Raw genomic sequence first — 26,590 nt, 5'->3', positions numbered from 1 at the left:
CCGTTGTGCGGCCGCCTCACCAGAGTGACAAGTTCCGCAGGAAATTGAACTTGCGTTTCACAGAGTGAGACGCGAATATCGTTGCATGGACAACTCTAGCGGCGTAGGCGTTCTCGACAAGGCAGCCCTTGTCCTGAGCGCCCTGGAGTCCGGTCCGGCCACCCTCGCAGGACTGGTCGCGGCGACGGGACTCGCACGACCCACGGCACACCGACTGGCCGTGGCACTGGAACACCACCGGATGGTGGCGCGTGACATGCAGGGCCGGTTCATCCTCGGACCGCGCCTCGCGGAGCTCGCCGCCGCGGCCGGCGAGGACCGCCTGCTCGCGACCGCCGGCCCGGTGCTGACGCATCTGCGCGATGTCACCGGCGAGAGCGCCCAGCTCTACCGGCGCCAGGGCGACATGCGCATCTGCGTGGCGGCGGCCGAGCGTCTCTCGGGCCTGCGGGACACCGTCCCGGTCGGCTCGACGCTGACGATGAAGGCCGGCTCGTCGGCGCAGATCCTGATGGCCTGGGAGGAGCCGGAGCGGCTCCACCGCGGCCTCCAGGGCGCCCGCTTCACGGCGACGGCCCTGTCGGGCGTACGGCGCCGCGGCTGGGCCCAGTCGATCGGTGAGCGGGAGCCGGGCGTCGCGTCCGTCTCCGCGCCCGTACGCGGCCCGTCGAACCGCGTGGTGGCCGCCGTGTCGGTCTCGGGTCCGATCGAGCGTCTGACGCGCCACCCGGGCCGTATGCACGCCCAGGCGGTCATCGACGCCGCCGCCCGTCTCTCCGAGGCGCTCCGCCGCACCGGCTGACGTTCTCCCTGTCCTCTGTTCGTCCCGGCCCACCGCTTCAACGCCGCAGCGGTGAGCCGGAGTTGTACCCGCTTCCGGTCCATTTCCGGTCAATGACGGGCCCGCGCCGAACAGCGAAGAAGCCCTCCCCCGAAGGGAAGGGCTTCTTCGTTCTGTACCCCCGACCGGATTCGAACCGGCGCTACCGCCTTGAGAGGGCGGCGTGCTAGGCCGCTACACAACGGGGGCCTTGCGGATCAGATCCGCGGTGCAGATGAGCTCTGCGAGCTGGCCTACCTGGACTCGAACCAAGAATGACGGTACCAGAAACCGTAGTGTTGCCAATTACACCATAGGCCATGGTGGTTACACCGTACCCCCGACCGGATTCGAACCGGCGCTACCGCCTTGAGAGGGCGGCGTGCTAGGCCGCTACACAACGGGGGCCCTAGCGATCCCACCCGGTCGGAACCGGGTGATGTCACCGTAGATCCACCGGGAGCTACCCAAGTGACCTACAGGATGGATCAGTACCCCCGACCGGATTCGAACCGGCGCTACCGCCTTGAGAGGGCGGCGTGCTAGGCCGCTACACAACGGGGGCTTTGTGGATGCCTATCCACGGGTTGCAGATGAGCTCTGCGAGCTGGCCTACCTGGACTCGAACCAAGACTAACGGAACCAGAAACCGTCGTGCTGCCAATTACACCATAGGCCACCGGAACAACGTCCCCACCAGGGGGATCTTGCTCGGCTTGCGCTTTTCGGGTTCTTGCCTTTCGGCTTGTTCCCCTCGGCGCAGAAAGAACATTACCCGAAGGTGGACGGTGCTCCAAAACGGGTATGCCCTCCGAGCAGGGCCGGGAGCTGGCGGAGGTCCGTGATCCGGTTCAGCTCGGGCCTGCCGCCGCTGCCCGCGCGGTCCAGCCAGATGCCCCGCAGCCCCGCCTCCATCGCGCCCCGGGCGTCGATGTCCGGCTGGTCCCCCACGTACGCGACCTCGCGGGGCCGCAGGTCAAGAGCAGTGCAGGCGGCGTGGAAGGCCTCCGGGGCCGGTTTGGCCACCCCGAGCTCCGCGGCGCAGAGGACGGCCTCGAAGCGGTCCCGTACGCCCAGGACCCGGAGCTTGCGCTCCTGGTTGTGGAGGCTGGAGTTGGACAGAATCCCGTGACGATAGTCATCGGCCAGAAGGTCCAGCACGGGGACGGCGTCGGGGAAGAGTTCCCAGGCCGCCTCGTAATGGGAGACGTACCGCTCGAACCAGCGATCGGCCTCGGCGGTGGTGAGCGAAGGCTCCGCGAGGAAGTCCCGCACCCGCTCCCGCCGCTGCTCCTGGAAGTCGACCCCGCCGGCCTCGAAACGGCGCCAGTGGAGCGCGGTCAGCTCCCGCCAACGACGGAGGGCCTGGTGGACGGAGTCGAATCCGTCCACCAGACCCTCGGCCGTCAGGTGCGCGCTCATGCCGACGTGGTCGGCGCGGGCGTAGTCGAAGATCGTGTCGTCGACGTCCCACAGCACCGCGCGGATGGTCATGGAACGACCGTACCGCCCGGAAGGGGTCAGGCGGCGAGCTTCGCCAGAGCCGCGTCGATGCGGGTCAGGGTCTTCTCCTTGCCCAGGATCTCCAGGGACTCGAAGAGGGGCAGGCCGACCGTGCGGCCGGTGACCGCGACGCGGACCGGGGCCTGGGCCTTGCCGAGCTTGAGGCCGTGGGCCTCGCCGGCGGCCAGGACCGCGTTCTTGAGCGACTCGGGGTCGCTCCAGTCCGCGCCTTCGAGCTTCTCGCGGGCGGTGGTGAGGAGCGCCGCGGGCTCGCCCTTCATCGCCTTGTCCCACGAGGGCTGGTCGAAGACCGGCTCGGACAGGAAGAGGAAGTCCACGTTGGCCGTGATGTCCGAGAGGACGGTGACACGGGTCTGGGCGTGCGGCGCGATGGCCTCCCAGGCGGTCCGGTCGAACTCCTCGGGCGCCCAGTTGGCGAAGGGGGCCCGCAGCCAGGGCTCACAGGCCTCGGCGAAGGCCTTCACGTCCAGCATGCGGATGTGGTCGGCGTTGATCGACTCGGCCTTCTTGAGGTCGAAGCGCGCCGGGTTGGCGTTGACGTCGGCGATGTCGAACTTCGCCACCATCTCGGGGATGGTGAAGATGTCCTGGTCGGCAGAGAAGGACCAGCCGAGGAGCGACAGGTAGTTCAGCAGGCCCTCGGGGAGGAAGCCGCGCTCCCGGTAGAGGTTGAGGGAGGCCTCCGGGTCGCGCTTGGAGAGCTTCTTGTTGCCCTCGCCCATCACGTACGGCAGGTGTCCGAAGGAGGGGATCTCCTTGGCGACGCCCAGCTCGATCAGCGCCTTGTAGAGCGCGACCTGGCGGGGGGTGGAGGAGAGCAGGTCCTCGCCGCGCAGGACGTGGGTGATCTCCATCAGGGCGTCGTCGACCGGGTTGACCAGGGTGTACAGCGGGGCGCCGTTGGCCCGGAGGATGCCGTAGTCCGGCACGTTCTCCGGGGTGAAGGTGAGCTCGCCGCGGACCAGGTCGGTGAAGGTGATCGGGGCGTCGGGCATCCGGAAGCGGACGATCGACGCGCGGCCCTCGGCCTCGTACGCGGCCTTCTGCTCGTCGGTGAGGTCGCGGCAGTGGCCGTCGTAGCCGGAGGGGCGGCCGGCGGCGCGGGCGGCGGCGCGGCGCTCGTCGAGCTCCTCGGTGGTGCAGTAGCAGGGGTACGCGTACCCGCCGGCGAGCAGCTTGTCGGCGACGTCCTTGTAGATGTCCATCCGCTGCGACTGCCGGTACGGGGCGTGCGGGCCGCCGATCTCCGGGCCCTCGTCCCAGTCGAGGCCGAGCCACTTCAGGGAGTCGAGCAGCTGGTCGTACGACTCCTCGGAGTCGCGAGCGGCGTCGGTGTCCTCGATGCGGAAGACCATGGTGCCCTCGTTGTGCCGGGCGAAGGCCCAGTTGAAGAGAGCGGTGCGGACCAGACCCACGTGGGGGTTGCCGGTCGGCGAGGGACAGAAACGGACGCGGATGTTCGCGTTAGCCACGCTTGATCACCTTATTGGTGAGAGTGCCGATGCCTTCGATGGTGACGGCGACCTCGTCGCCGACGTTGAGGGGGCCGACCCCGGCGGGAGTGCCGGTGAGGATGACGTCGCCGGGGAGCAGCGTCATGGCCTCGGTGATGTGGACGACCAGGTCCTCGATGGAGCGGATCATGTCGCTCGTACGACCCAGCTGGCGCTGTTCGCCGTTGACCGTCGCCTGGATGGTCAGGTCGCTCGCGGCAGCCGTGGTCAAGCCGGTCTCCACCCAGGGCCCCAGGGGACAGGAGGTGTCGAAGCCCTTGGCCCGGGCCCACTGCTTCTCGCGCTGCTGGGCGTCGCGGGCGGTGACGTCATTGGCGCAGGTGTAGCCGAAGATGACGTCCTTCACGCGCTCGCGGGGCACCTCGCGGCACATGCGGCCGATGACCACGGCCAGCTCGGCCTCGTGGTGCAGCTCGTTGGAGAAGGAGGGGTACTCGATGGCGTCGCCGGGGCCGATCACCGAGGTGGTGGGCTTGAAGAAGGCGACGGGGACGTCGGGGACCTCGTTGCCGAGTTCGGCGGCGTGCTCCGCGTAGTTGCGGCCGATGGCCACGACCTTGTTGGGGAGCACGGGCGGCAGGAGCCGTACCTTGCTCAGCGGGACCTTGGTGCCGCTGAGCTCGAAGTCGGTGTACGGGATGCCCTTGATGATGTCGAGGACGAGGCCGCCGGACTCGACGGTTCCCTCGCCCTCGACGGCGCCGAAGGCCACATTGCCGTCGATGGAGAATCTGGCGATGCGCACGAGTGCTTTCGCCCCTCACTTGATGCTGGCTGGAGTCTGACGCTCCAGGCTAACGCGGCGCGGGGGCGGCCGACCGGCGTTGGCGCCGGGCTCGTGACAAGGATGACGCGGGTGGGTCCCGGGACGGGGTCAGCGGGACGCGGAGGCGTACGGCTGGGGCTGGTACGGGGCCGGGGGCTGCATGAGGACGGTGCGGCGCGGGTTGGCCGTCTTCGCCGGCAGCTCGGCCGCGTACTCGGGCAGGGCGACCCGGCCGAGGTCTGCGGCGTCCGAGAGGTGGACGAGGGTGGAACGGCGGGGGTTGGCCGTGGAGCCGGGCGTCGTCTTCATCGCGGTGATCTGACCTTGTTCCGGAACGGGCGCCGCGTTCGGGCGCGAGGGGGTGTAAAGCGTCAGGCTAAACATGCGATTCCCTTCGAATGCATGGCTAAGACATCGATCATCGTGTGAGTTTGCTCACCACTGGTGACATATACCGGGCATTACGGACTGTCGCCTGTCGCCACGGAAAGGGACATTCCGCCACTGAATGCTCTATTCCGCTCCTGATCATGGCGACTGGGACACACGGGTACGCGCAGCCATTGGAGAGGAAAAGTCCGAATCCTCCGTGATCATGTTCTACGTGCGGTGACGTTGTGCGCACGGGTTGTCATGACCCTCCCGGCGCGACACGCGGCCCTTGTTGGAGATCCGGCACTGTGCTGGAATTCCACGCACCGCCGCGGGTTTCAAGCCGACACGCAGGAGGCGCAACGCAGCGTCGGCCATGTGGCGGGGAAGGGGGAACTGCGCCGGTCACCGACGACCACCTGGGGTGCTCTCCGCACCCCGATTGACGCCGACACCGTCCTCTCCGTTCATCCGGAAGGACGCCTGGTCCAGAGGTTGCGACGCTAGTGCAGGGACGTTTCAAGAGGGATGGCTCGGGGTCTCCCCAGGCCCGCCAGGGCCGAGCGGATACTCCGGCGGAGCAGGAACCGCGTGCCGGGACCGACCGCGGTCCCTCGGCCTCGCGCACCCCGAACCAGGGTCAGGGACCGTCCGGCGAGGGTGGTGACGGCGGCAGGCGCACGAGCGCCGCGGCCGCTTCCGCCGAGCCGTCCGACGCACCCCCCAAGCCCAAGGCCGAGAACGAGGTCGGCCCCCGAATAGCCCTGCGCAACTGGCGCATCTCCACGCGCCTGGTCGCGCTCCTCACCCTCCCCGTGGTCGCCGCGACCACCCTGGGCGGCATCCGCATCAGCGAGTCGCTCCAGGACATGGAGCAGCTCGACCACATGCAGCTGCTCACCAAGCTGACCCGTGAGGCGACCGACCTCGCGCAGGCCCTGCAGTCCGAGCGCGACCTGTCCGCGGGTCCGCTGGCCAACGGCCGCCCGGTCAGCGACTACCAGGTCGCCAACCCGCGCCGCAGGACGGACCTTGAGTACAAGGCCTTCCTCCAGGCCACCGAGGACGTCCCGGCCACCGAGGGCGACGAGGCGCTGCGCAGCATCCGGCAGAACGTCAACCAGATCGCCTCGCAGGTCAGCCAGCTCCACACGATCCGGCGGAACGCCTATGAGAAGGGCGTCTCCCACTCGGTGACGGTCGAGGCGTACAGCCGCCTCATCCGCTCGCTGCTCGGTCTGTCCCAGGACATGGCACAGGCGACCAGCAACCCCGAGATGATCAAGCGGACCCGAGCGCTCGCCGCGTTCTCGTCCGCCAAGGAGTACGCCTCCATCCAGCAGGCGATCATCGCGGCGGCGCTGCCCCCGAGCGACCGGACCTCCGGCAGGATCCAGCCGGGTGACCGTCTCTACGCCGAGGCCGCGCTCAACTCCGAGGGCGTCGAGCTCAAGTCCTTCCAGGCGATCTACGAGTCGGCCGGCGGTGACGCCACCGAGCGGACCGCCTCCCTGAACACCGGCAACCCGTCGATCACCGCCGCCGAGAAGTACGCCGAGCGCGTCCTCAACTCCGACGCCACGATGCCGGGCGGCCCCAAGCGCGGTCACCTGAACTTCACCGACGAGTACGGCACCAAGATCACCGCCATGAACCGCATCGAGCGCGAGCTGCTCGGTGACATGGAGACCATGGCCCGTGAACTCCGCCAGGAGTCGCAGCGGGACGCCATCGTCAACGGTGCGCTGATCCTCCTCGTCCTCGGTGTCTCGCTCATCGGCGCCTTCGTCGTGGCCCGGTCCATGATCCGCTCGCTGCGCCGGCTCCAGGACACCGCGACCAAGGTCGCCCAGGAACGCCTGCCCGAGCTGGTCAAGCAGCTCTCCGAGTCCGACCCGCAGGACGTCGACACCTCCGTCGAGTCCGTCGGTGTGCACTCCCGGGACGAGATCGGCCAGGTGGCCGCGGCCTTCGACGACGTGCACCGCGAGGCCGTGCGTCTCGCCGCCGAGCAGGCCCTCCTCCGGGGCAACGTCAACGCGATGTTCACCAACCTCTCGCGCCGTTCTCAGGGCCTCATCCAGCGTCAGCTCTCGCTCATCTCCGAACTGGAGTCGCGCGAGGCCGACCCGGACCAGCTGTCCTCGCTCTTCAAGCTCGACCACCTCGCGACGCGCATGCGCCGTAACGGTGAGAACCTCCTCGTCCTCGCCGGTGAGGAGCCGGGCCGCCGCTGGACCCGCCCGGTCCCGCTGGTCGACGTGCTCCGTGCCGCCGCCTCCGAGGTGGAGCAGTACGAGCGCATCGAACTGGCCTCGGTCCCCGCGACCGAGGTCGCCGGCCGGGTCGTCAACGACCTCGTCCACCTCCTCGCCGAGCTGCTCGAGAACGCCACCTCGTTCTCCTCGCCGCAGACCAAGGTCCGGGTCACCGGTCACGCGCTGCCCGACGGCCGGGTGCTCGTCGAGATCCACGACACCGGCATCGGCCTCTCCCCCGAGGACCTCGCCGCGATCAACGAGCGGCTCGCCTCGCCGCCCACCGTGGACGTCTCGGTCTCCCGCCGCATGGGCCTCTTCGTGGTCGGCCGTCTGTCCCTGCGACACGGCATCCGCATCCAGCTGCGTCCGTCCGACTCGGGCGGTACCACCGCGCTCGTCATGCTGCCGGTCGACGTCGCCCAGGGAAACAAGAAGCCGATGCCCAAGCAGGGTGGCGGTGGCCAGGGCGCCATGCCGCCCGGCGCCTCCGCCCCGGGCGGCCGCCTTCCCGCCGGTCCCGGCGCGGCCGGTGGCCCCGCCGGCGGACGTCCGGGCCAGGGCGGTGCGCCGTCCTCGGCGGCCGGTCGCCTCGGCACCGGTGCGCCGCGCGGTCAGGTCGGTACGAGCGGCCCCCGGGCCGCGCTGCCCGCCCGTGACGGTGCCCCGCTCACGGGTGGCCCGCAGGGCGCCCCGCAGTCCCGGACCCCGCAGCCGCAGAACGCGCAGCTGGACCGGACCGGTCAGCTGCCGCAGATCCCCCAGACCCCGCAGGCCCCTCAGGCCCCCGGGAACAACGACCCGCAGCGGCCGGGCCCCGGTGGCGGTCTCATCGGCGGCGCCGCGAGCGCCATCCCCTCCCGCACGGACGTGTGGGGCAGCCAGGGCAGCCCGCAGGCCGGACCCGGCGCGCCGCAGCACGCTCCGCAGGGCCAGGCCCCGGGGGCCGACCAGACCGGTGGGTACGAGTTCCCGCGCGCCGAGCTGCCGGGGGGCAACCCCCAGCCGCAGCGCCCGCAGGCCGCGAGCTGGGGCAACGACCAGGCGCAGCAGCCGGTCCGGCGCCCGCAGCAGGAGATGTCCCCGCTGGACGCCCCGCGCGGTCACGAGGACCCGGAGACGTCGGGCCGGTTCGCGGCGCCGTCGGCCCCCCAGGGCCCCGGCTCCACGGGCCAGTTCCCGCGCCCCGACTTCGGTGCCCCGCTGGGGGCACCTCCCGGGCCGCAGGGCCCAGGGGGACAGTCGCAGGGTCGCCCGCAGCAGGCCCCGCAGGTGTACCAGGGCGGGGTCCAGGACCCGGCCTCGACGGCGCAGTTCCCGCGCCCGGACTTCGGTGCCCCCCAGGGTCCCGGTTCCACCGGCCAGTTCGCGCGGCCCGACTTCGGTGCCCCGCAGCAGCAGCCGCAGGGCCAGAACCAGTACGCCCCGCAGCAGGGCCAGCAGCAGGGCCAGAACCAGCAGGCGTACCAGGGCGGCCAGCAGCAGCAGTTCGGCCGGCAGCCCTTCGTACCGCAGGCACAGCAGCAGGCCCCGCAGCCGCCGGCCCCGCGTCAGCGCACCGGTGGTGGCAGTGGCGACTTCGGCGCTCCGCGCCAGGGCGCCGAGCCGCGTCAGCCGCAGCTCCAGCAGCCGCGCCGTCCGGAGGCCCTGCCGCCGGCCGGTGCCGGCGACGGTCGTACCCCCCTGTACGACACGCTGGAGACCAACTGGTTCAACCAGGAGCAGGCGCAGGAGCAGGCACAGCAGACGACGCAGACCCCGGTCGTGTCGCAGCCGTCCGCTCCGGCTCAGCGTCCGGCCGGTGACCCGGCCGACGGCCGCCAGAACGGCGGGGCCGCCTGGCGGACCTCGCCCAACGACGAGCTGGTGCGCCAGGCCGAGCGGGTGCGCAAGCCCGCGGCCGGCGGTGTCACCACCTCTGGTCTTCCCCGGCGAGTGCCGAAGGCCAACCTCGTACCCGGGACCGCTCAGGAGCAGGCGCACACCGCCGGCCCCCAGGTCTCGCGTGCACCCGACGACGTCCGCGGCCGGCTGACCAATCTGCGCCGCGGCATCCAGCAGGGCCGTCAGGCAGGTAACTCGACCACGGGTAATCACCACCTCGGTCCGAACCATCAGCAGGAGCGTTAGTTGAACGCGATGAGCCAGGCGGCGCAGAATCTGAACTGGTTGATCACCAACTTCGTGGACAACACCCCTGGGGTGTCCCACACGGTGGTGGTCTCCGCCGACGGACTCCTGCTGGCCATGTCCGAAGGATTCCCCCGCGACCGTGCCGACCAGCTGGCGGCGGTCGCGTCCGGACTGACCTCGCTGACCGCGGGTGCGTCCCGGATCTTCGAGGGGGGTCCCGTCGCGCAGACCGTGGTGGAGATGGAGCGCGGCTTCCTCTTCCTCATGTCGGTCTCCGACGGCTCCTCGCTGGCCGTGCTCGCCCACCCCGAGTGCGACATCGGCCTCGTGGGCTACGAGATGACGCTGCTGGTCGACCGGGCCGGCAGTGTCCTCACCCCGGATCTCCGCGCGGAGCTCCAGGGCAGCCTGCTCCACTAGCCGGGTTGCCTCACGGAAAACCCACCGCACCACCGACCGACAGGGCGGTACGCCCCTCCGTACCGCCCTGGCACCGTTATCCGTCCGGCCGCCCCACCCGGCCCCCCACCGGCCCCATCAGACGGCAGATCGTTTGCCGTCACGCCCGGAGGATTCATGACCCCGCCCCCCGCCTCTCACGATCCGTACGGCAATTCAGTCGACGAGTACGGACATGAGGGCGACCAGCCGCTGGTGCGTCCGTACGCGATGACCGGCGGCCGGACCCGGCCGCGTTACCAGCTCGCCATCGAGGCGCTGGTCAGCACCACGGCCGACCCGGCGCACCTCGCCACGCTCCTCCCGGAGCACCAGCGGATCTGCCACCTGTGCCGTGAGGTCAAGTCGGTGGCCGAGGTGTCGGCTCTGCTGTCGATGCCCCTCGGTGTCGCCCGCATCCTCGTCGCCGACCTGGCGGAGGCCGGCATGGTGGCGATCCACCAGCCGGGCAACGGAGAGACCGGCGGCACGCCGGACGTGACTCTGCTCGAAAGGGTGCTCAGTGGACTTCGCAAGCTCTAGCGGCGGCGCGGCCCGTTCAACCACCAGCGCGAAGATCGTGGTGGCGGGTGGCTTCGGCGTGGGCAAGACCACGTTCGTGGGCGCCGTCTCGGAGATCAACCCGCTGCGTACCGAGGCCGTCATGACGTCCGCGTCCGCGGGCATCGACGACCTCACGCACACGGGTGGCAAGACGACGACGACCGTGGCCATGGACTTCGGCCGCATCACGCTGGACCAGGACCTGATCCTGTACCTCTTCGGTACGCCGGGCCAGGACCGCTTCTGGTTCATGTGGGACGACCTGGTCCGCGGCGCCATCGGCGCCGTCGTCCTGGTCGACACCCGCCGTCTCGCCGACTGCTTCCCCGCGGTCGACTACTTCGAGAACAGCGGACTGCCGTTCGTCATCGCCCTCAACGGCTTCGACGGGGCCCAGCCGTACCAGCCCGAGGAGGTCCGCGAGGCCCTCCAGATCGGCCCCGACACCCCCATCATCACCACGGACGCCCGCCACCGCGCGGACGCCAAGAGCGCGCTCATCACGCTCGTCGAGCACGCCCTCATGGCCCGCCTCAAGTAACGGGACCAACCGGGGCGGTTGTCATATGCCACCGCCAGGGGCGGTCTGTGTCCTTCGACACGGCCGCCCGCGCGTTCATAACATTTCGACAGAGAATTGGGGCGCCTCGGACACCCGACGCATCCGATCGGTGTCACTGCGCTCACATGAGCCCCGCCATTTGGCGGGGCTCGCTCTTTATGCCCGTTTTATACGAGGTCTGGACCGGCGAAAGCCGCCAGTGCCCACTGTTTGGAACCGACCCCCTTCACGTGCTGCAATTCATGAACTCCCGAGTAGTACGGCCCTGAACGAAACACCGGCACAACGTAGGTGCCGACGCCGAGAGGTTGTTGGTCGAGTGAGGCGCAGCAAGGAAAGCTCCGCGGAGCAGGAGACACGGGGCAACTTCACCCCGCCGTCGCGGACGGTGATGTCGCCCGCGGACGTGCCCGTGACGCAGCCCGCCGTGGTCGCCACCCCGGGCAGCTCCAGCAAGCTTTCGCCCCGCAACTGGCGCGTGCCCACCAGGCTGAACGCGATCCTCCTCATACCCGTGCTGGTCGGCCTCGTCATGGGCGGCTTCCAGGTCAAGGGAGCGATCGACACCTGGCAGGAGGCGCAGGACGCCGAGAAGACGGCGCTCATCGTGCGCGCCGCCTCGGAGTACAGCACCGCCCTCCTCAACGAGCGGGACCTCACCGCGGGCCCGCTGCTCGCGGCCAAGTCCGCCGAGGACCGCAAGAGCGACGACGTCACGCGGGCGTACGCCGCGACCGACGCCGCCCGGATCAAGTTCGACGAGGCCGCCAAGAACCTGCCCTCGGGCCAGGGTCTCGAGCGCCGCCTCCGGCTCTTCAAGGACGAGGAGCCGAAGCTCGACGCGCTGCGCAAGGCCGCGTACACCCGCTCCCTCGACCCGGTGAACACCCAGCTCGGGTACACCGGCGTCCAGCACTACCTCACCGAGTTCTCCAACGAGCTCGGCCTCGGCACCGGCAACGTCACCGCCTACGGCCGTAGCGTCTACGCCATCCAGCTGGCCAAGGGCGCCGAGTCGCTCCAGCGCTCCATCGGCACCCAGCTCCTGGTCCGGCCCAGCCGCACCGAAGCCGTCTTCGCCCAGCAGTCCGTGGCGTTCAACTCGTACAACTACCTGGAGCAGATCGCCCTCGGCGAGTTCTCCTCCGGTGGTATGCCCGAGGACGTCGAGATGCTGAAGAAGGTCATGGCGGGCAAGGCCGCCGAGGGCGCCAAGCAGATGCAGGCCGCCGGCGTCGACCTGCCCAAGGGCAAGGACGGCTCCGTCTACTCCGGCTCCGCCACCGCGATCGGCACCGCCAAGGACCCCGAGGCCCTCGCGGCGCTCAAGTCCAAGGGCGTCACGGCCGAGACCTGGATGGCCGTCGCCACCGCCAAGTTCGACGGCTACTCCCAGGTGGAGAAGGCCCTGGTCGACAAGGCCGTGGCCGAGGCGATCAAGATCTCCGACGAGGCCAAGACCGACGCCTGGGTCATCGGTGGCATCGTCGTCATCGCCCTGCTCGCCGCCTTCATCCTGGCCGGGATGATGGCCCGCCAGATGAGCCGCTCGATGCAGCAGCTGCGCACCGCCGCCTTCGGCATCGCCGAGCAGCGCCTGCCGATGCTGGTCGACCAGCTCTCGCGTACCGAGCCGGGCCGTGTCGACACCCGCGTCCAGCCGATCCCGATCGACACGCAGGACGAGATCGGCGAGGTCGCCCGCGCCTTCGACCAGGTCCACCGCGAGGCCGTCCGGCTCGCCGCCGAGCAGGCCATGCTCCGTGGCAACGTCAACGCGATCTTCACCAACCTCTCGCGCCGCAACCAGTCGCTGATCGAGGGCCAGCTGACCCTCATCACCGACCTGGAGAACAACGAGGCCGACCCGGACCAGCTGGAGAACCTCTTCCGCCTGGACCACCTCGCGACCCGTATGCGCCGCAACGGCGAGAACCTCCTCGTCCTCGCGGGCGAGGAGCCCGGCCGCCGCTGGGACCAGCCGGTCCCGCTGGTCGACGTCATGCGCGCCGCCTCCTCCGAGGTGGAGCAGTACGAGCGCATCGAGCTGGCAGGCGTCCCGGAGGCCGAGATCCACGGCCAGGCCGTGACCGACCTCGTGCACCTGCTCGCCGAGCTCCTGGAGAACGCCACCACGTTCTCCTCCCCCCAGACCAAGGTCCGCGTCACCGCGACCCGTCTCCCCGACGGCCGTGTGATGGTCGAGATCCACGACAAGGGCATCGGCCTCACCGCCGAGGACTTCGCGGACATCAACCACAAGCTGGCCAACCCGCCGACCGTCGACGCCGCCGTCTCGCAGCGCATGGGCCTCTTCGTGGTCGGCCGGCTCGCCGACCGCCACGGCGTCCGGGTCCAGCTGCGCCCCTCGGGCGAGCAGGCCGGTACGACCTCGCTGGTCATGCTGCCGGACGCGATCACCCACGGTGGTGGTGGCGAGCAGCCGCTCCAGGGCGACTTCACGGTCTCGCAGATCATTCCGCAGCAGCAGCAGCAGCCGAGCGCCTTCGAGAGCGCACCGCAGCAGCAGCAGCCGATGCTGACCGCCGCCGACCTCGGCTTCGACGACTCGCGTTACGAGCAGCCGGCCGAGGAGGAGCGCCAGCTCGACCCGGTCGACCGCTCGCTGAAGCGCGAGGGGCGGCGTGCCGCCCTGGAGGCCCAGGCGCAGGGTGGCGACCGGCCGCTCTTCCGCGACGAGGCGGAGCAGCCGGAGGAGTACGGGCAGCAGCAGGCCCAGGAGTACCCGGCCGAGCAGTACGCCCCGGCGCAGGATTACGGACAGCAGCAGCCCCAGGGGACGCAGGAGTACGGCCAGGAGTACGCGGGCGGCTTCGCGCAGCAGCAGGACGGCTACGCGTACCCGCAGCAGGGCTACGAGGCGTACCCCCAGCAGGGCTATGCGGAAGCTTCGTACGAGACCCCGGCAACCGAACACCAGCAGTACGGCAATGCGTTCGATCCCCAGTCCCACCAGGCAGACTGGCAGGATCAGAGCGCTTACCAGGGCGGCTACCAGCAGCAGTACGGAGCGGAATCGGAATCTGCTCCGAGCGCTCCCGAACAGGCCCCCGACCGCGTAGGCTTCGACCGTCCGGGTCCGACCCCCAGTGCCGCCCCGGACGCCGGTCACGCGCTGACCGACGCCGGACTGCCGCGCCGCGGCAGCGTCGCCTCGCCGACCCAGCAGGCGCCGCAGCAGCAGGCACCGCAGCAGGTGAAGCCCGCGCAGCCGGCGCAGGAGCAGCAGAACGACGCCACCGCCACCGACGAATGGCGCTCGACCAACGACGAGCGCTGGCAGCGGGCCGGGAAGCTCAAGGACCCGAAGGCGGGCGGGGTCACCTCGTCCGGTCTCCCCCGCCGGGTCCCGAAGGCCAACCTGGTCGAGGGCACGGCTGAGCAGACCCCGCAGGGCGGCCCCCAGGTCTCCCGCGCACCCGAGGACGTACGGGGCAGGTTGAGCAACCTGCGCCGTGGTGTCCAGCAGGGACGCAGCGCGGGAACGGACACGAACGGATCGGGCCTCGGCCCGGGCAGTACCTACAACCAGGAGCGTTAGTGTGAGCATGAGCCAGGCGGCGCAGAATCTGAACTGGTTGATCACCAACTTCGTGGACAACACCCCCGGGGTGTCGCACACGGTGGTGGTCTCCGCCGACGGACTCCTGCTGGCGATGTCCGAGGGTTTCCCCCGGGACCGCGCCGACCAGCTGGCGGCCGTCGCCTCCGGACTGACCTCGCTGACCGCGGGCGCGTCCCGGATCTTCGAGGGTGGTGCGGTCAATCAGACCGTGGTGGAGATGGAGCGCGGCTTCCTCTTCATCATGTCGGTCTCGGACGGCTCCTCGCTGGCCGTCCTCGCCCACCCGGAGGCCGACATCGGTCTCGTGGGCTACGAGATGGCTCTGCTCGTGGACCGCGCGGGCAGCGTCCTGACTCCTGACCTCCGGGCGGAGCTTCAGGGAAGTCTTCTCAACTAACAGACAGACAGTGCGTTTCGCGCCACCGCCCCGTAAGGTGCGGTGGCGCGGTTTCCAAGGGACATGGACCGCGAGGCAGTCGGAGGAGGAGACGTGGGAACACCACCGGGCTCAAGCCCCTACAACGGTTATGACGCGTACCAGGCGCCGCTCGGCGACACCACGCAGAACCGGTTCAACTTTCCCTCCACGCCGAGCAGACAGGGTGTGTCGCAGCCCTACCGGCAGCCTCACGCCCAGCCTGCGGGTGCGCAGGGCTCCTCGCGTGCTCCTTCCGCCGCCGGTTCCAGCAGCTCGGGCGGGCACAACCCGCTGGTGCGTCCGTACGCGATGACCGGCGGCCGGACCCGGCCGCGCTACCAGCTCGCCATCGAGGCGCTGGTCAGCACCACGGCCGATCCGGCGCGGCTGCAGGGGCAGTTGCCCGAGCACCAACGGATCTGCCGGCTGTGCTTCGAGATCAAGTCGGTCGCGGAGATCTCGGCCCTTCTCTCCATCCCCCTCGGCGTCGCCCGAATCCTCGTCGCCGACCTGGCAGAGGCCGGACTTGTCGCCATCCACCAGCCGGGCGGCGACGAAGCCGCCGGCGGTCAGCCAGACGTGACACTGCTCGAAAGGGTGCTCAGTGGACTTCGCAAGCTCTAGCGGCGGCGCGGCCCGTTCAACCACCAGCGCGAAGATCGTGGTGGCGGGTGGCTTCGGCGTGGGCAAGACCACGTTCGTGGGCGCCGTCTCGGAGATCAACCCGCTGCGTACCGAGGCCGTCATGACGTCCGCGTCCGCGGGCATCGACGACCTCACGCACACCGGCGACAAGACGACGACGACTGTCGCCATGGACTTCGGCCGCATCACGCTGGACCAGGACCTGATCCTGTACCTCTTCGGTACGCCGGGCCAGGACCGCTTCTGGTTCATGTGGGACGACCTCGTCCGCGGCGCCATCGGCGCCGTCGTCCTGGTCGACACCCGCCGTCTCGCCGACTGCTTCCCCGCGGTCGACTACTTCGAGAACAGCGGACTGCCGTTCGTCATCGCCCTCAACGGCTTCGACGGGGCCCAGCCGTACCAGCCCGAGGAGGTCCGCGAGGCCCTCCAGATCGGCCCCGACACCCCCATCATCACCACGGACGCCCGCCACCGCGCGGACGCCAAGAGCGCGCTCATCACACTCGTCGAGCACGCCCTCATGGCCCGCCTGCGGTAGCTGTCCCCCGGCGTTTCGTACCGAAGGCCGCGTTCCCCCCCGGGGAGCGCGGCCTTCGGCGTGTCCGGAGCGCGGCCTCGCGGCGCCGCCAGGGCCCTGACAGCGCGAAGGAGGGCCGGAACCCGGTGATACCGGGTTCCGGCCCTCCTCGGGCCGATCGTGCGATCAGCGCCAGCTGTGCGGCGCGCGGAAGCCGTGCTCGCGCTCCAGTCGGCGCCAGCCGGCCGTGGTGCGGGCGTGGTGGTCCGTCGTCGCGTCCTCGTCGGACCGGGCGGCGGCGCGGGCGAGCAGCACCGCCGTGATGGCGGCCAGCTCCTCGGGGTCGGCGAGGCCCTTCTCGACACGGAGAAGGTTGGCAGGGGTTGTCACGTGGATGACTCCTCTTACTGAGGCGGGTTGCCGTGCTTGCGGGACGGCAGGTCGGCGTGCTTGGTGCGGAGCATCGCGAGGGACCTGATGAGCACCTGGCGGGTGTCGGCGGGGTCGATGACGTCGTCGACCAGGCCGCGCTCCGCCGCGTAGTACGGGTGCATCAGCTCGGCCTTGTACTCCTTGACCATGCGGGCTCGCATGGCCTCGGGGTCCTCGGCCTCGGCGATCTGCTTGCGGAAGATCACGTTGGCGGCGCCCTCGGCGCCCATGACCGCGATTTCGTTGGTGGGCCAGGCGTACGTCAGGTCGGCGCCGATGGACTGGGAGTCCATGACGATGTATGCGCCGCCGTACGCCTTGCGCAGGATCAGGCTGATCCGGGGCACGGTCGCGTTGCAGTACGCGTACAGCAGCTTCGCGCCGTGGCGGATGATTCCACCGTGCTCCTGGTCGACGCCCGGCAGGAAGCCGGGTACGTCCAGAAGGGTGACGATCGGGATGTTGAAGGCGTCGCACATCTGCACGAAGCGGGCGGCCTTCTCGGAGGCCTCGATGTCCAGGACACCGGCCAGCGTCTGGGGCTGGTTGGCGACGAGACCGACGACCTGGCCGTCGAGCCGGGCGAGGGCGCAGATGATGTTGCGGGCCCAGCGCTCGTGGATCTCCAGGTAGTCGCCGTCGTCGACGAGCTCCTCGATGACCTTGTGCATGTCGTACGGGCGGTTGCCGTCGGCCGGGACCAGGTCGAGCAGGACGTCGGAACGGCGGTCCGCCGGGTCCTCGGAGGCGACGGTCGGCGGGTTCTCGCGGTTGTTCTGCGGGAGCATCGACAGGAGGTAGCGGACCTCCGCGATGCAGGTCTCCTCGTCGTCGTAAGCGAAGTGGGAGACACCGGAGACACCCGCGTGGACATCGGCGCCGCCGAGGCCGTTCTGGGTGATCTCCTCGCCGGTGACCGCCTTGACGACGTCCGGTCCGGTGATGAACATCTGCGAGGTCTCGCGGACCATGAAGACGAAGTCCGTGAGGGCCGGGCTGTAGGCCGCGCCGCCGGCGCACGGGCCGAGCATCACCGAGATCTGCGGGATGACGCCCGAGGCGCGGGTGTTGCGCTGGAAGATGCCGCCGTAGCCGGCGAGGGCGGAGACGCCCTCCTGGATGCGGGCGCCGGCGCCGTCGTTCAGGGAGACCAGCGGGGCACCGGCCGCGATGGCCATGTCCATGATCTTGTGGATCTTCGTCGCGTGCGCCTCGCCGAGCGCGCCGCCGAAGATCCGGAAGTCGTGCGCGTAGACGAAGACCGTCCGGCCCTCGACCGTGCCCCATCCGGTGATCACACCGTCGGTGTACGGCTTCTTCGCCTCCAGGCCGAAGCCCTGGGCGCGGTGCCGGCGCAGTTGCTCGACCTCGTTGAAGGAACCGGGGTCGAGCAGCAGCTCGATGCGCTCGCGCGCCGTCAGCTTGCCCTTCGCGTGCTGGGCCTCGGTCGCGCGCTCACTCGGGCCACGCAGGGCCTGCTCGCGCAGGACGTGCAGCTCGGCCACTCGGCCACGGGCGTCGGCGGGCTCGCTCGGGATCTGATCCACAACGGTCATGTTCCGACCCTACGAAGTCGGACAAGAAAACCCCGCCGTCGACTCCGTACAGTCTCCCGTGTCGATTCCTGGTGGGGCTGGACAGAACGATGACCCGACCAGCGCGAGTGAACAGCCAGGGACCCCCCGTGTTTGTAGGGTTCCGACACCGACCTCAGCGAGTCGGGATGATTCGGGCACTGCCCGTCATGCGCGTGGGCGGCGGATCGCCGCGGCCGTGCTCCGCACCAGCATGGCATCTTCCGCGGCGCCGCCGACCGGGTGGGCCATCGACCGCGGCACCCCCGCTCCCCTGAAGAAGGGGCACGGCGAGACGTGTGCGGCGCCTCGCCGTGCCCCCTGGGGGTGCTCTCTGAGCAGGCCCGTACGGGTTGGCCCGTGCGGGTGACCTCCTCTGTGCACTCCGGTCAGCTCACGTCAGCTCTCTTCTCGGCTCACGTCGGCTCTTCTCGGCCATTTCAGCTTCCGCAGTGGAAGCGGGCGTTCCCCCAGTCCGCGTGGTCGTTGCCGTTGCTGTCGCCTCCATCGCCGACCACCAGGTCGACCCAGGTGGCGCCGGTGACGTCGGCGGTGAGCGACCAGGCCGTGTCCGTGGCCTTGAGGACCGGGGACTTCACCTTCTCCGTTCCGTCGGCGAGGACGCTGAACTGGACGCTGCCCCGGCTGGTCTGGACGTCGTCCACCCCGACCTCGGCGGTGAGGGAGGTGCAGCGGCCGCCCAGGTAGTAGCGGACCTTCGCGGGCGCGTGGCTGCCGAGGCCCTTGGCGTACGTCACTCCCCCGATGCGCAGTGGGGAGCCGTCGCCGGTGCCCGTCTCGCCGTTGGAGAGGTCGCGCTCGACGGGGCCCCAGCCGTTGGCGGCCGAGGTCCAGTCCAGGTCACTGGCCCAGCTGTCGGCGGTGGGCGGCGGGGGCAGCGTACGGACGGTGGTGGCGGCGGTGAGCTTCCGCTCCCCTCCCCCGATCGCGTAGGCGACGGAGGCGTCGAGCGTGTACGGCCGGTAGGCCGCGTCCACCGGAGGTGTCACCTGCCAGGTGGCGGTGGCCTTCCCGCCCGCCGCGACCGTGCCCAGGGTGACGGGTGCGGCCGGTTCGGCGGTCCAGCCGGCCGGGAGGGTGAGTTCGGCCCGGGCGCCGGAGACCTCGCCCGCCTCGTCGTTGGCGAAGGTGGCCGTGACCTCGTTCGGGCGGCCCGGCTCCAGGGTCTCGGGCGCGGCGACGGTGAGCGTGCCGCAGGCGGCGCGCTCGGCGGCCGGGCCGAGGTCGGTGACGGTGAAGGCGTCGAGGACGAAGTCGGCGCCGTCCGGGGCGTCACCGCGCTTGCGCAGGCCCGTCCAGGTGTCGCCGCAGCCGGCCGTGACGGTCTCGGAGAAGTGCCCGTCGGCCCTCTGCTGCCCGATGGGGGTGCGGCGGGTCTCCACGGAGGTCCCGTTCGCACGGTCGTAGCCGGTGACCCACTCGTACGCGCCCGCGTGGCTCGACCGGTAGTCGTACTCGACGCGGTAGGTGCGGCCGTCCTCCATGGGGACGGTCCAGGGCGCGGTCCGGTAGACCAGTCCGCTGTTCTCGTCGTGGGACTTGAGGGACTCGGAACCGCCGATGACGTCGTCGATCAGCTTCCCGTTCCAGCCGGCCTGGGTGAACGGGGCGTGCAGCTGGGCGATGTGGGTGCGCGGGTCGGTCGTACCGCCGGAGTCGCCCTTGAGGAAGGGGCCCCAGCCCTGGTCGACGGCCTCGAAGTCCTCGTACACCAGCGTTCCGGCCTTGCCGGCGGGGGAGTTGGCGACGATCCGGACGTCGTCGATCCGGACGGTGGCGGCGCTGCCGCTCGCGGCCTGGATCCGCAGCGGGGTGGTGCCGCCGACCGGTGCGGTGAAGGTGACCTTGGCGCGCTGGAAGCGGGTGCCGTTCCAGTCGGAGGCGGCGACCCGGTCCTGGAGCGAGGAGCGTTCGACGGTGACGGCCCGCCCGCCGACCGAGAGGGTGGTGGGCCGGGTGGCGCCCGCCGCGACCTCGATCAGGGCGGAGGCGGTGTACCGCTTGCCGGGGGTGAGTCCGGTGATCTGCTGGCGGACCGAGGCGGTGGCGGTGCCGGAGAGCTTGGCGCTGTTGCGGCCCTGCTCGTCGGTGTCACGGGCGACGGTGCCGGTCTTGGTCCAGCCGGTGAGCTTCGCGTCGTTGAAGCCGGGGTCCTTCACCGGGGTGCCCTGGCCCCACTTGGCGGCGGCCTGGTCGGGCGCGCGGTCGGGGTAGAGGACGTAGGGCTGCCCGGCGACGGCGTCGAGGGTGATCTTCCCGCCGGTGGGCCGCACGGTGGCGGTCTTCACCCGCCCGTTGTCGGTGAGCTTGTAGACGGAGTACGAGCCGGCACCGGCCGGGACGGCCCAACTGGTCGTACCGCCGGCCTTGTTGTAGTGGTAGAGCTTCTTGGCGCCGTCCTTTCCGCCGTCCCAGGGCAGCAGGTAGTTCTCGCCGTCCAGGACCTTGCGGCCGTTGTCGTAGAAGGTGCGGCGGCCGTCCTCGACGCTGCCGCGGACCCCGCCGGTGAAGGTGAGGTCGTTGCCGTTCCAGCGGGTGATCTTCTGCTGCTGGAGGTACTTCGCGGGCAGGTTCCGCTGCCAGATGTTGGCGGTGAAGGCGTTCCAGTCGGTCTCGCCGGTCCAGCCCTCGAAGTCGACGAGGGCGGTCTGGCCGAGGACCGGGTGGTTGTTCCAGATGTCCTTCTCGCCGTTGCGGATGAAGCGGACGATCTGCGAGTTGATGCCCTTGTTGGTGGCGCCGCCGTAGTCGAGGTCGTTGGCCCAGTGGGACCAGAGGGAGGCCCGCTCGAACTTCTCGGACCACTCGGTGGCGACGTTCCAGCCCTGTGCCTGGACGGCGCGCATCGTCTCGTCGGCGATCCAGCCATGGGTGTAGTAGACGTCGATGTAGAGCGTGGAGAGGTTGCGGTCGGTCTCGTCGCGCAGCTGCTGGAAGCGGCGGGCGAGGTCGCCGCTGTTGATGTCGCGGCGCTGGTCGATGTAGTAGCTCTGGTTGAGCCAGTTCCAGCCGGGCTTCGTCTTGTCGACGAGGGTCTCGCTGAAGTTCTTCGCCTCGGGGTACGACTCGGTGGCGTTGACGTGGACGCCGAAGTCCGCACCCCACTTCCGGCCCTCCTTGAGGAGGACGTTGAGGTCGGCGAGGCCGCCGGCCCGCTTGTTGTAGTTGCCGCCGTAGTCGGGGTGGGCGGAGTCGTGGCCCTCGGAGCCGTACCCCTTGAGCAGCGCGAACTGGCCGAGTCCGTCGGTGGAGAGCGAGATCCGCTTGACGTCGTCGAGGGTGCGCAGGAAGGGATGGGTGGCCTGGGAGGCGAAGTTGAACGGGATGTGGGCGACGACCCGGTCGGGGGTCTGCTCGCTGCCGGGGGCCTTGATCCCGATCGTACGGAAGGCGACGGCGCCGTCCTGCCAGTCGGTGGCGCCGTCGGCGTTGGCGTCGGGGGTGACGACGACCTTGGCCCAGGGCAGGCCGTCACCGCTCGCGGGCTTCGGGGCACCCTCGCCGCGGTAGGTCCACTGGCCGGACCAGACGCCGACGCGGGTCTCGGTGCCGCTCTTGCGGGCCTGGTGCCAGAAGCGGGCGCCGTCGCGGGCGGACGCCCCGGTGGGCTTGTCGTAGCTGGAGTTGGACTCGACGGCGGCGGCGAGCTGCCCGGTGCTGACGATCGCGTAGCTCGCGCCGACCGGGTTCGCGTCGGCGGCGGTCGCGTCGGTGACCCCTGCGAAGACATCGGCGGTACGGGTGGAGTCGGGGTCGAGCCGGGTGAAGGCGGTCGCCGCGCCGGCGTCCGAGGAGCCCACGGAGACCAGGTCGTGGCCCGGTATGTCGAGGGTGCCGACCCGGAAGGCCTCGGTGTCGCGGACGGCGGTCACCTTGAAGGTGGTGGTCCGCCCCTCGACGCCGAGGCGCGCGTCGATCTCGACGCCGGGCAGCTCGGGGAAGGTGAGGGTGTACACGGCGGAGGAGGCGGTCAGGACGGGGGCGCCCTTGGCCCGTACGGTGCGGGCGGTGCCGTTGAGGACGATCTCCGTGATCGGGGCCGTACTGCCGAGGAGGCGGGCACCGGTCGTGCGGTCGGTGTACGAGAGGACGCGGGGGAAGTCCTCGGCGACGGCGACGGAGAGCCGGCCGGAGGCGATGACGGGGCTGTCGGCGGCCGCGGTGGCGGCTGCGGCGCCTCCGGCCGGAGCGCCCCCGGCCGTGGTGCCCCCGGCCTCGGTGCCTTCGGCGAGGGCAGGCCCGGCCAGGGCGAACACGGCGGAGGAAGCGACGGCGAGCGCGCAGACTGCACGGATTCTTCGCGAAGGGGGGAGGGACATGCGCACTAGTTGGCCCCGCCCCGGCGGCACCGTCAACGAGATCGAGCCGCGCGGGCCCCTCCAGTCCAAGAATCCCCTTCGGTTAGTCCAAGTGACCACCGAAGGGGTTTCCTTGAGGCCGGCGGCCGGTCAGCAGCCGCCGCAGTTGTAGAAGGTCACGTCCCAGTGGTTGCCCTCGTCGGCGTAGACGTTGCCCGCGCCGGACTTCCACTGCGGCGCGCCGTCCCCGCGTACACCGATGTACGTGAATGTGTTCTTCACGTAGTTGGTGACACAGGTGGCCTTGCCGAAGTCGAGCTTGTAGCCGTTCCAGTGGGAGTACGTGCCGCTCGCGTGGCCCGTCTCGGTGCCGCCGGTGATGTTCAGGGCGCAGCCGCTGGCGCTCTTCAGGGTCTGGGCGCCCTGGGCGGTGGCCAGGTTGAGCTGGTCGAAGGACGTGCAGGTGGAGACGTTGCGGTTGGAGCAGTTGCCGGACGAGGACCAGGTGATCCCGGAGGACCGGAACATCGAGGTCGCGGTGGCGTGGCTGATCTTGGTGACCGCGTGGGCCTCGCCTGCGGCGGTGAGGACGCCGACGCCGGGCGCGAAGAGGGCGCCGAGGACGAGGGCCAGGGCGGTGAGGACGGAGCGGAACTTCATCGGGAGTGCCTCCTGCTGGTGACCGTGACGGTTGGGGACGGCAGTGCAGGTGGTGCCGGTGGCGCTGATGGAACCGTGGCGCAGGGAGATGGTGCCGCAGTTCTACGCGCGTCCGAAAGGGGGCGTCGGCTTCCGGTTCGCCTCATCCGGATGAACATCCTCCCTAGATGTTGAAAGTTGAACGGAATACGTCTACAGTCATTCTCGTTGAAGGTTCAACAAGTGCCGATCAACGACACATCTTCGATCAAGGAGCAGTCAGTCATGGGTCTCTTCAACCGCAAGAGCAACGAGTCCGCCGTCGCCGTCGCCACCCTCCCCGTCGACCCGGCCCTGGCCGCCCTGACCGGCGCGTACACCATCGACCCGGCCCACAGCAGCATCGGCTTCACCGTCCGTCACGCCATGGTCACCAACGTCCGCGGCACCTTCGCCGAGCACGAGGGCGCCCTCACGCTGGACGGCGCGAACCCGGACGCCTCCACCGCCTCCATCGACGTCAAGATCGCCTCGATCGACACGGGCATCGGCGACCGCGACGGTCACCTGCGCAGCGGCGACTTCTTCGACGCCGAGCAGTTCCCGCTGATGAGCTTCCGCTCCTCGACCGCCGAGCAGCTGGGCGGCGACAAGTACCGGATCACCGGCGACCTGACCATCAAGGACGTCACGAAGCCGCTCGCCATCGACCTGGAGTTCAACGGCTCCGCGACGGACGTGTACGGCAACGAGCGCGTCGGCTTCGAGGGCTCCGCCGAGATCCTGCGCTCCGACTGGGGCCTGACCTGGAACGCGGCCCTGGAGACCGGCGGCGTGATGGTCAGCGACAAGGTCAAGCTGAACTTCGACATCTCCGCGATCAAGAACGCCGCCTGAGCCTGATCATCCCCGGGAACCCTCCCCGGTCACACGAGCGCGCCCGCCCTCCGCCACAGCGGAAGGCGGGCGCTCGGCGTTGCGCGGCGGCGCTCCTGGGGGGTGTCTCGCCGATCAGACCGGGCTCGCGGCCTGATCGGCAAGACACCCCCTAGCTCCGGCTCCCGGCCGCCGCTGCCGCCGCTGCCACCGCCGGGATCAGGCGGTCGTTCTCGGCGGCGCCGGGGCCGCCGCCGAAGGCGAAGCGGCGGCGGGTGTAGCTGTAGGCGAGGCCGGTGGCCGGGTCGGCGAAGGCCTGGGAGCCGGGGGCGCCGCTGTGGCCGACGGCGGCCGGGGTGAGGGCCGGGTACCGGGTGGCCAGCGGGACGAAGCCGAGGCCGAAGGCGTTCTTCTCGCCGGTCACCAGGTCCGTGCCGGTGGAGTGGATCCGGGCGACCTCGGCCAGGGTGTCCGGCTTCAGGAGCGGGGCGTGCCCGTCGAGCTCGCCGGCGATGGCGGCGTACATCCGGGAGAGGCCGCGCGCGGAGCCGATGCCGCCGCCGGAGAGCGGCGCCAGCGCCCGTACCGTACGGGAGTTGGCGTACCCGCAACCGTCGAACGGCGGGTCCGCGTGGAGGTTGAACGCGATGGCCATGAGGCTGTCGGGGGCGATCGGGTTCTCCGCGAGGAGCGCCTGCTCGGCGGGCGTGGGCAGCATCGGCAGGGCCGTACGGAAGCGGGGCTCCAGTTCCTCGGGCAGGCCGAGGTAGTAGTCGAGTGCGTACGGGGCGCGGACCCGCTCCTCGAACGTCTCCCGGATCGTCCGGCCGGTGGCCCGCAGCACGACCTCGCCGACCAGGGCACCGATCACGAGGGCGTGGTAGCCGTGGGCGGTGCCGGGCTCCCAGAAGGGGCGCTGGCCGGCGAGCCGGGCGGCCACCGCACGGTCGTCGGCGAGTTCGTCGAGGCTGAAACCTCCGTCGGCGCCGATCACGCCGGAGCGGTGGGCGAGCAGCTGGCGCAGGGTCAGCTTCCCCTTGCCCTCGGCGGCGAACTCCGGCCACCAGGAGGAGACTTCGCGCTCCAGGTCGAGGGCGCCTTCCTGGACGAGGAGGGCGGCGACCAGGGCCATGGCGCCCTTGGAGGAGGAGTAGAGGCCGAGGAGCGAGTCCCCGTCGACCCCGTCGCCGCCCCAGAGGTCCACGACGAGGCGGCCGTGGTGGTGCACGGCGAGCTGGGCTCCGCCGTCGCGTGCTTCGTTCGCCACGACCGTGGCGAACTCCTCCCTCACGGCCTCGAATCCGGACTCCACCGTGCCGTGGACGCGGACGTCACTCATCGCAGTACTCCCCCTGAAAGCGGCTGACTTGTCTCAGACCCGGAACGATCGAGGGCGCGCTTTCCTTCCCGGGCACCGTCCCGCAACGCGCCCCGCGTCCCGTCCCCGTCCCGTCCCGCTTCAGGACGCCTGAACCGCTGGTCAACGGCATTGTCAGTGGCGGCGGCTAGCGTCGGCGGCATGGAATTCCGTATCGACAGCGGCGTGTTGACCGATGCCGTGACCTGGGCCGCGCGCGTCCTCCCGGCCCGCTCCCCCATGCCCGTCCTCGGCGGCCTACTCCTGGAGGCGGCGGACGGCCGGGTGCGCGTCTCCGGCCTCGACCACGAGGCCTCGGCCCGGGTCGAGGTCGAGGCCGACACGGACGTCGAGGGCCGGGCCCTGGTCCTGGGGCGGCGTCTGCTCGACATCTGCAAGGTGCTCCCCCGGGGCCGCACGGAACTCGTCGTGGAGGGCGCCCGCCTCTCGGTGACCTCCGGCGACGCCCGCTTCGGCCTCTCCCTGCTGCCCCTGGACGACTACCCGGCCCCGCCCGCACTGCCCGAAGTCCGCGGCGAGGTGGACGGGGACGCCTTCGCGGCGGCGGTCGGCCAGGTGGCGGTGGCGGCGGGCCGGGACGACTCCCTGCCGGTGCTGACGGGGATACGGCTCGCCCTGGACGGCACGACCATGACGCTCGCGGCCACCGACCGCTACCGCTACGCGGTCCGCACCCTGGAATGGAAGCCGGGGGCGGACGGCCACGACGAACCCGCCGACGTGGTCGTCCCGGCCCGCCGTCTCACCGAGATCGCCCGCTCCCTCGCGGGCACGGGCCCGGCCCGGCTCGCCCTGGACGGCGGTTCGATCGGCTTCGAGAGCGACGGTCTGCGCACCACCACCCGTCTGCTCGACGGCCGCCTCCCCCGCCACGACAAGCTCTTCGCCCTCGGCGACCACGCACTGGCCACCACCGACCGCGCCCCGCTGACCGAGGCCGTGAAGCGGGTCGCGGTCGTCGCCGAGGGCGACAGCCCGGTCCAGCTGACCTTCACCCCCACGTCGATCCACCTCCAGGCGGGCTACGAGGACGACGTGGCCTCCCAGGACCTCCCGTCCACCCTCACCGGCCCGGACACCCTGACGGTCGCCTTCAACCCCGGCTACCTGCTGGACGCCCTGACCACCCTGGACAGCCCGGAGGTCCACTTCCACCTCCTGGGTCCCGGCCAGAGAGCCCTCCTCACCGACGGCCCGGACGCGCACCACCGCCACCTGCTGATGTCGGTGAAGCCGCTGGTCTGACGGGCCG

20 protein-coding genes and 5 tRNA genes are annotated in these 26,590 nt (G+C 70.6%); 11 read left to right on the top strand and 14 right to left on the bottom strand.

Going from position 1 to position 26,590, the window contains the following annotated elements; translation table 11 throughout:
- The first annotated feature begins 85 nt into the window (after nucleotides 1-85).
- Entirely contained in the window at nucleotides 86-802 is a 717-nt protein-coding gene (ndgR, locus tag OG514_RS21305; RefSeq protein WP_015036427.1) for an IclR family transcriptional regulator NdgR, read from the top strand.
- Between the two features lie 155 nt (nucleotides 803-957).
- On the opposite strand, the gene OG514_RS21300 is transcribed toward ndgR, so the two are convergent.
- The 9 genes from OG514_RS21300 to OG514_RS21260 all read right to left on the bottom strand — a co-directional run bounded on the left by OG514_RS21300 (nucleotide 958) and on the right by OG514_RS21260 (nucleotide 4,933).
- Nucleotides 958-1,030: transfer RNA gene (locus OG514_RS21300), tRNA-Glu, on the bottom strand.
- Nucleotides 1,031-1,069: 39 nt separating this feature from the next.
- Nucleotides 1,070-1,141 (bottom strand) — tRNA-Gln (locus OG514_RS21295).
- 14 nt (nucleotides 1,142-1,155) lie between these two features.
- Nucleotides 1,156-1,228: transfer RNA gene (locus OG514_RS21290), tRNA-Glu, on the bottom strand.
- 84 nt (nucleotides 1,229-1,312) lie between these two features.
- Nucleotides 1,313-1,385 (bottom strand) — tRNA-Glu (locus OG514_RS21285).
- Nucleotides 1,386-1,427: 42 nt separating this feature from the next.
- Nucleotides 1,428-1,499, bottom strand: a tRNA-Gln gene (locus OG514_RS21280).
- A gap of 92 nt (nucleotides 1,500-1,591) precedes the next feature.
- Nucleotides 1,592-2,314, bottom strand: coding sequence for an HAD family hydrolase (locus OG514_RS21275; protein ID WP_266897086.1), 723 nt, complete (start codon nucleotides 2,312-2,314; stop codon nucleotides 1,592-1,594).
- Nucleotides 2,315-2,340: 26 nt separating this feature from the next.
- Nucleotides 2,341-3,816, bottom strand: a complete 1,476-nt coding sequence (gene gltX / locus OG514_RS21270; protein WP_266897084.1) for a glutamate--tRNA ligase — start codon at nucleotides 3,814-3,816, stop codon at nucleotides 2,341-2,343.
- Nucleotides 3,809-4,603 carry a fumarylacetoacetate hydrolase family protein gene (locus tag OG514_RS21265; RefSeq protein ID WP_266897082.1) on the bottom strand — a complete coding sequence of 265 codons (795 nt, stop codon included), beginning with the start codon at nucleotides 4,601-4,603 and terminating at the stop codon, nucleotides 3,809-3,811. Before OG514_RS21265 ends, gltX begins: the two co-directional genes overlap by 8 nt.
- A gap of 129 nt (nucleotides 4,604-4,732) precedes the next feature.
- Entirely contained in the window at nucleotides 4,733-4,933 is a 201-nt protein-coding gene (locus tag OG514_RS21260; RefSeq protein WP_266897080.1) for a hypothetical protein, read from the bottom strand.
- Between the two features lie 569 nt (nucleotides 4,934-5,502).
- Here OG514_RS21260 and OG514_RS21255 point away from each other — a divergent pair.
- The 8 genes from OG514_RS21255 to OG514_RS21220 all read left to right on the top strand — a co-directional run bounded on the left by OG514_RS21255 (nucleotide 5,503) and on the right by OG514_RS21220 (nucleotide 16,141).
- Nucleotides 5,503-9,384 (top strand): nitrate- and nitrite sensing domain-containing protein, encoded by a 3,882-nt coding sequence (locus tag OG514_RS21255; RefSeq protein ID WP_266897078.1) that lies wholly within the window; start codon nucleotides 5,503-5,505, stop codon nucleotides 9,382-9,384.
- 9 nt (nucleotides 9,385-9,393) lie between these two features.
- Nucleotides 9,394-9,807 (top strand): roadblock/LC7 domain-containing protein, encoded by a 414-nt coding sequence (locus OG514_RS21250; protein WP_030325548.1) that lies wholly within the window; start codon nucleotides 9,394-9,396, stop codon nucleotides 9,805-9,807.
- 156 nt (nucleotides 9,808-9,963) lie between these two features.
- Nucleotides 9,964-10,368: a DUF742 domain-containing protein gene (locus OG514_RS21245; RefSeq protein ID WP_030206207.1), complete on the top strand. Its 405-nt coding sequence runs from the start codon at nucleotides 9,964-9,966 to the stop codon at nucleotides 10,366-10,368.
- Nucleotides 10,349-10,930, top strand: a complete 582-nt coding sequence (locus tag OG514_RS21240; RefSeq protein ID WP_017235981.1) for an ATP/GTP-binding protein — start codon at nucleotides 10,349-10,351, stop codon at nucleotides 10,928-10,930. Before OG514_RS21245 ends, OG514_RS21240 begins: the two co-directional genes overlap by 20 nt.
- A gap of 340 nt (nucleotides 10,931-11,270) precedes the next feature.
- Nucleotides 11,271-14,513 carry a nitrate- and nitrite sensing domain-containing protein gene (locus OG514_RS21235; RefSeq protein WP_266897070.1) on the top strand — a complete coding sequence of 1,081 codons (3,243 nt, stop codon included), beginning with the start codon at nucleotides 11,271-11,273 and terminating at the stop codon, nucleotides 14,511-14,513.
- Between the two features lie 7 nt (nucleotides 14,514-14,520).
- Nucleotides 14,521-14,934 carry a roadblock/LC7 domain-containing protein gene (locus OG514_RS21230; RefSeq protein ID WP_053725133.1) on the top strand — a complete coding sequence of 138 codons (414 nt, stop codon included), beginning with the start codon at nucleotides 14,521-14,523 and terminating at the stop codon, nucleotides 14,932-14,934.
- A gap of 93 nt (nucleotides 14,935-15,027) precedes the next feature.
- A complete protein-coding gene (locus OG514_RS21225) occupies nucleotides 15,028-15,579 on the top strand; it encodes a DUF742 domain-containing protein (RefSeq protein ID WP_266897068.1) in 552 nt (183 codons plus the stop codon).
- Nucleotides 15,560-16,141, top strand: coding sequence for an ATP/GTP-binding protein (locus tag OG514_RS21220; protein WP_266897066.1), 582 nt, complete (start codon nucleotides 15,560-15,562; stop codon nucleotides 16,139-16,141). The genes OG514_RS21225 and OG514_RS21220 overlap by 20 nt, the downstream gene beginning before the upstream one ends.
- A 165-nt stretch (nucleotides 16,142-16,306) precedes the next feature.
- Here the strand turns inward: OG514_RS21220 and OG514_RS21215 are convergent, their stop codons facing one another.
- From OG514_RS21215 to OG514_RS21200, 4 genes are all read right to left on the bottom strand, one after another.
- Nucleotides 16,307-16,510 carry an acyl-CoA carboxylase subunit epsilon gene (locus tag OG514_RS21215; RefSeq protein ID WP_266897064.1) on the bottom strand — a complete coding sequence of 68 codons (204 nt, stop codon included), beginning with the start codon at nucleotides 16,508-16,510 and terminating at the stop codon, nucleotides 16,307-16,309.
- A gap of 14 nt (nucleotides 16,511-16,524) precedes the next feature.
- The gene (locus OG514_RS21210; protein ID WP_266897062.1) at nucleotides 16,525-18,108 is read right to left on the bottom strand and encodes an acyl-CoA carboxylase subunit beta; all 1,584 of its coding nucleotides are present in this window, start codon (nucleotides 18,106-18,108) and stop codon (nucleotides 16,525-16,527) included.
- A 458-nt stretch (nucleotides 18,109-18,566) separates the two neighbouring features.
- Entirely contained in the window at nucleotides 18,567-22,466 is a 3,900-nt protein-coding gene (locus OG514_RS21205; RefSeq protein WP_266897060.1) for an endo-alpha-N-acetylgalactosaminidase family protein, read from the bottom strand.
- 129 nt (nucleotides 22,467-22,595) lie between these two features.
- On the bottom strand, nucleotides 22,596-23,105 hold the full coding sequence (locus tag OG514_RS21200) for a hypothetical protein (protein ID WP_266897058.1): 510 nt from the start codon (nucleotides 23,103-23,105) through the stop codon (nucleotides 22,596-22,598).
- 264 nt (nucleotides 23,106-23,369) lie between these two features.
- Here OG514_RS21200 and OG514_RS21195 point away from each other — a divergent pair, with 264 nt between their 5' ends.
- Nucleotides 23,370-23,981 carry a YceI family protein gene (locus OG514_RS21195; protein WP_266897056.1) on the top strand — a complete coding sequence of 204 codons (612 nt, stop codon included), beginning with the start codon at nucleotides 23,370-23,372 and terminating at the stop codon, nucleotides 23,979-23,981.
- 151 nt (nucleotides 23,982-24,132) lie between these two features.
- Here the strand turns inward: OG514_RS21195 and OG514_RS21190 are convergent, their stop codons facing one another.
- Nucleotides 24,133-25,299 (bottom strand): serine hydrolase domain-containing protein, encoded by a 1,167-nt coding sequence (locus tag OG514_RS21190; protein WP_266897054.1) that lies wholly within the window; start codon nucleotides 25,297-25,299, stop codon nucleotides 24,133-24,135.
- Between the two features lie 180 nt (nucleotides 25,300-25,479).
- Between OG514_RS21190 and dnaN the strand changes: the two genes are divergently transcribed.
- On the top strand, nucleotides 25,480-26,583 hold the full coding sequence (gene dnaN, locus OG514_RS21185; RefSeq protein WP_266897052.1) for a DNA polymerase III subunit beta: 1,104 nt from the start codon (nucleotides 25,480-25,482) through the stop codon (nucleotides 26,581-26,583).
- Nucleotides 26,584-26,590 lie beyond the last annotated feature (7 nt).

The organism is Streptomyces sp. NBC_00572 (genome assembly GCF_026341815.1).
Lineage (GTDB): Bacteria > Actinomycetota > Actinomycetes > Streptomycetales > Streptomycetaceae > Streptomyces.
Note: the sequence above shows the minus strand (reverse complement) of the source record. Positions and strands in the feature narration are given on the sequence as shown.

Bases quoted from the DNA above. Each gene is read 5' to 3' on its own strand.
- ndgR (WP_015036427.1), top strand. From the start codon at position 86: ATGGACAACTCTAGCGGCGTAGGCGTTCTCGACAAGGCAGCCCTTGTC.
- OG514_RS21275 (WP_266897086.1), bottom strand. From the start codon at position 2,314: ATGACCATCCGCGCGGTGCTGTGGGACGTCGACGACACGATCTTCGAC.
- OG514_RS21260 (WP_266897080.1), bottom strand. From the start codon at position 4,933: ATGAAGACGACGCCCGGCTCCACGGCCAACCCCCGCCGTTCCACCCTC.
- OG514_RS21250 (WP_030325548.1), top strand. From the start codon at position 9,394: ATGAGCCAGGCGGCGCAGAATCTGAACTGGTTGATCACCAACTTCGTG.
- OG514_RS21245 (WP_030206207.1), top strand. From the start codon at position 9,964: ATGACCCCGCCCCCCGCCTCTCACGATCCGTACGGCAATTCAGTCGAC.
- OG514_RS21230 (WP_053725133.1), top strand. From the start codon at position 14,521: ATGAGCCAGGCGGCGCAGAATCTGAACTGGTTGATCACCAACTTCGTG.
- OG514_RS21210 (WP_266897062.1), bottom strand. From the start codon at position 18,108: ATGACCGTTGTGGATCAGATCCCGAGCGAGCCCGCCGACGCCCGTGGC.
- OG514_RS21205 (WP_266897060.1), bottom strand. From the start codon at position 22,466: ATGTCCCTCCCCCCTTCGCGAAGAATCCGTGCAGTCTGCGCGCTCGCC.
- OG514_RS21200 (WP_266897058.1), bottom strand. From the start codon at position 23,105: ATGAAGTTCCGCTCCGTCCTCACCGCCCTGGCCCTCGTCCTCGGCGCC.
- OG514_RS21195 (WP_266897056.1), top strand. From the start codon at position 23,370: ATGGGTCTCTTCAACCGCAAGAGCAACGAGTCCGCCGTCGCCGTCGCC.
- OG514_RS21190 (WP_266897054.1), bottom strand. From the start codon at position 25,299: ATGAGTGACGTCCGCGTCCACGGCACGGTGGAGTCCGGATTCGAGGCC.
- dnaN (WP_266897052.1), top strand. From the start codon at position 25,480: ATGGAATTCCGTATCGACAGCGGCGTGTTGACCGATGCCGTGACCTGG.